At 36.6% G+C, this 3,885-nt stretch carries 3 protein-coding genes and 1 pseudogene; 2 read left to right on the top strand and 2 right to left on the bottom strand.

The features are described from left to right. Together ABZA26_RS09635 and ABZA26_RS09630 are read right to left on the bottom strand one after the other, a co-directional pair. Positions 1-677 (bottom strand): annotated as a pseudogene (locus ABZA26_RS09635) (metal-dependent phosphohydrolase); the annotation flags it as partial. After that, positions 677-1,642, bottom strand: coding sequence for an ABC transporter substrate-binding protein (locus ABZA26_RS09630; RefSeq protein WP_372714310.1), 966 nt, complete (start codon positions 1,640-1,642; stop codon positions 677-679). The pseudogene ABZA26_RS09635 and the gene ABZA26_RS09630, both read right to left, overlap by 1 nt. Positions 1,643-1,939: 297 nt before the next feature. On the opposite strand from ABZA26_RS09630, the gene ABZA26_RS09625 reads away from it, so the two are divergent. Both ABZA26_RS09625 and ABZA26_RS09620 read left to right on the top strand, forming a co-directional pair. Then, complete coding sequence (locus ABZA26_RS09625; RefSeq protein ID WP_372714309.1) at positions 1,940-2,332, top strand: secondary thiamine-phosphate synthase enzyme YjbQ; 393 nt, start codon at positions 1,940-1,942, stop codon at positions 2,330-2,332. Between the two features lie 86 nt (positions 2,333-2,418). Beyond that, positions 2,419-3,885: Spo0B domain-containing protein (locus ABZA26_RS09620; protein ID WP_372714308.1), on the top strand; the 1,467-nt coding region annotated here is incomplete at its 3' end.

The raw sequence follows: 3,885 nt of genomic DNA, 5'->3' as shown, positions 1-3,885 counted from the left end.
GTATGTGTCAGCCAAACCAGGATAAATATGAGAAGTAACAATCCTAACCACACTGTTTTTTCTAAGAACTGTATTTTAGAATTATTTATAAATATTTTTGCAGCAGACAGGTCTGACTTGAGAAAAAATATTCCCTTTGCATCTGTTTTTCTTGATTTGTCATAATACCCGCCTGATATAGGCATGGCTATATTGAGCTTTCCTTTTTTAAAATCAGAATCTACATATCTGAATTTTCTTCCTTCAATAACCCTTTCTACAGCAGGTTCAAATATTATTTTTCCGATTTCATCCTGTTTGCTGGAAGCGATGACTGTCCTGTCCAAGGTATAAACCCGAATAATATCTATTTCCTGGTAGGAGCCTATATCCTCTATCTGTCTCTGAAGAGAAGGGAGGTCATAATTTTCAAGCAAAACAGAGCTGGACCAGCTGAGGCTTGCCAGTGTAGAAGAAAAATTATTTATATACTCTTTTTCAAGATATCTGTCAAAGTAATTGTTTAGCATATAAAGAGCCAACGTGTTAATTAGGAAGATGGAAATTATAACCCCTAAGGATATTTTTAAAAAGATGGGAGTAAAAAAAGTTTTTCCGTAAAATAATATTCCCTTTTTAATTTGATTTATATGCCTTGGTGATCTTTGTAAGGTGTAATCAGATTTTTTACTATTCATTATAAATCTCCTTTGATGCCTTTGATGATACTTGGATTATATAAAGTTTTGACATCAACTTCGTCATCTATCAGATCTATTTCGAGCATGAATGTTTTTAATTCATTAAGTTCTGCCTCTATTCTGTTTGAAAAAAATATTTTTTTATTTTCTTCAAAAGATAGGAACGTAAATTTTTCATAGTATTCTTTAAATTCTTTTGATGTCATATTTTCTTTAGAAGACATTATTCTGTAAGCTTTCTCCGGGTTCTTGCTCACAAAATCCTGTGCCTTATACCATGCCTTTATGAGCTTTGCATAGTCATCCTTCCTTTTATACAGAGATTCATCTCTTGCCAATAGACAATCATTATAATTCATATTTTCATCAGTGGTCAGAGCTATTCTTCCTTTTCCTGCATTTGCAGCATTGCTCAAAAATGGTTCGTATGTAAAGGCAGCATCTACCTCGCCCTTGATAAATAACTCCATGGCATTCTCTGATGATGTTGAGACTATTTCTATGTCATTATCGCTGAGACCTATTTTCTCAAGGGATTTATGAAGCAAAAAATGCTCGTCTGTACCAGTCTCTACAGCTATTTTTTTTCCTTTTAATTTTTTTAAATCTGAGAGGTCTTTTTTTACTACCAGTCCTTCTACGCCGAGAATAATATTTGATGAAAGTATTATACTGGCACCTTCTCCTTTTCCGTTGTAATATATAGTGTTAAAGTATGTAGAATGGACAACATCAACCTTTCCCAAATAAAGGGCTGCCAAACTGTCTGACCATGCTGTGAATCTTACAATTTCCACAGGAATATCGTCAAAATAACCCTGGTCTTCGGCTACGTACCAGAGCTCACACGGAGGCCATCCGTTTATAGCTATTCTGATAGGTTCTTTATGTTTACTACATGAAATGGAAAATATAATAATAAAACTTAATAATATGGTCATTAATGTTGTTTTTGATTTCATTGCACTCCTTTACAATTCCCTTGTATTTTTAAGGGGTTTCATTGTTTTTTTGTTAAAATAAATTTTACCTCAAAAATAAGCATAAATCAATTTTAAAAGTTAATCTATGATATCACAGGTGAATTTGAAATTCCATAGTTGAAAATATCAATTGAATATTTTTGACTATATATACTATACTTAGTTTAGGTGTCATCAGATTAAAGTGTGAAACTAAAAGCAAAATAAATTAAATATATCAGATCAGTTCTCAGTTGAGTGAATCTGCTGAAAAGATTATCAGAGGAGGGATGAAATATGGAAATTATAGAACTCAAAACCAACGGAAAATGTGAAATGGTGGATATAACCAGAAGGATAAGAGAAGTGGTTTCTAAGAAAAAATGGAATGACGGAATCCTCCTTGTCTTTTCCATGCATACTACAGGAGGAATAACCATAAATGAATCCTATGACCCCGATGTGCAACGTGATCTGATAAAGGCCCTGGACAAAATGGTTCCTGATGTGAAATTCAGACATCTGGAGGGAAATTCTGATGCACATCTGAAGACTTCTCTCATCGGAGCAGAAAGCACATTAATAATAGAAAATGGTGAGCTTATCCTGGGAACATGGCAGGGAGTTTATTTCTGCGAATTTGACGGTGGCAGAGACAGACGTATTCTTCTGAAATTTATAGGAAAATAAATAGATCATCTCAAAAAAATATGGATATTATCTGGAATTGTCATATAATTAAATATTATAGTTACAAATCTGAGGAGATTAATTTTATGAAGCTGGAAAACAGAATAAGAATTTATATACTGACTTTGCTGACACTAAGCCTGGTGATTACATCAGGTCTTTTTATTGAGAGAGAACTGAGACTCATAGAGGAAAAAGTCCGCGGGAACCTGAAAAATGTCACCTCCCTCATGGCCAGAGACCCCTTCATACAGAAAAATCTCTACGAGAGAAACTCTGACCTCATCCAGGATTATGTGGAAAAAACAATGGAGTCATTGGAGGAGGTCGACCTCATAGTAGTGGCTGACATGAATGGGAGACGTTTTTCCCATGTGGACAGAGATAAGGTGGGGAAGCAATTTGTAGGGGGAGACGAGAAAAAGGTAATTGAAACAGGGGAGAGTTATTTTTCCCGGGCAAAGGGAACCCTGGGGATATCCATAAGAAGATTTGAGCCTGTGGAGTATAGGGGAGAGCAGATTGGCTTTGTCACAGTGGGAAAATTGTACTGGAAGATTCAGAAAGTGAAGCAAGGGGTGATAACTTACTTTGCCACTGCCCTGGTTATGGTAATACTTCTGAGCTTTATACCTGCTTCCACACTTTCCCACAGTATAAAAAAGGAACTCAAAGGATTTGAACCCAATGAGATCGGGAAGATATATGAAGAGAAAAAGACCATCTTTGAGAGTATACATGAAGGAATAGTGGCTATAGATCAGAAGGGGCAAATCACACGGATGAATAAAGCTGCTGAAGAGATACTGAAAGACAACAGCAGGCTGGACAAGCTGAAAGAATTTTCCAGGGAAACCATGGAATCGGGGCACGGGATTTATGACAGAGAGATAAATTTACAAAATAAAAAAGTGTTTATAAACTCCATTCCTATATTCAGAGATAAAAATCCTCTGGGAGTGGTACTCACTATGAGGGACAGTGAAGAGGTAAATAAAAGGGCCAAAGAGATAACCGGATTTTCCCAGCTCATAGACTCCCTCAGGGCAAATATCCATGAGTTTAAAAATAAGCTCCATGTTATACTGGGACTCCTGGAGCTGGGGGAGGTAGACGAGGCTATAAAATATATAACCAGACTGGAAGATGAGGTAGGAGCCTCTAGGTTTGAAAATGCCAATATTGACGACTCCATACTTCTGGCTCTTCTCACAGGTAAGCTGAATATTGCCATGGAGAAGGGAGTGAAATTAAAACTGATAAAGGGATCCTCCCTTATGTCTGATCACGGAAGGATTACCACAAGCGATCTGGTAATAATAGTGGGGAATCTCATAGAAAATGCTCTGGAGGCCTGTGACAGATCTATGAAAAACGGTATAGAGGTCTACCTGAAAGAAAGTGATGAAGACATTTTGATAATGGTCCTAGACACTGGATTGCCCATAGCCTTTGATGTAGAAAAGATATTTGAAAAGGGGATATCCTCTAAAAAAGGGAATACAAGAGGATCCGGTCTGGCTCTGGTAAAGGAGAAAATCGACCTTTACGGC

Origin of the sequence: Ilyobacter sp., from assembly GCF_041583315.1 — a bacterium.
Classification (GTDB): domain Bacteria; phylum Fusobacteriota; class Fusobacteriia; order Fusobacteriales; family Fusobacteriaceae; genus Ilyobacter.
This window is presented reverse-complemented; position numbering and strand designations above follow the sequence as displayed.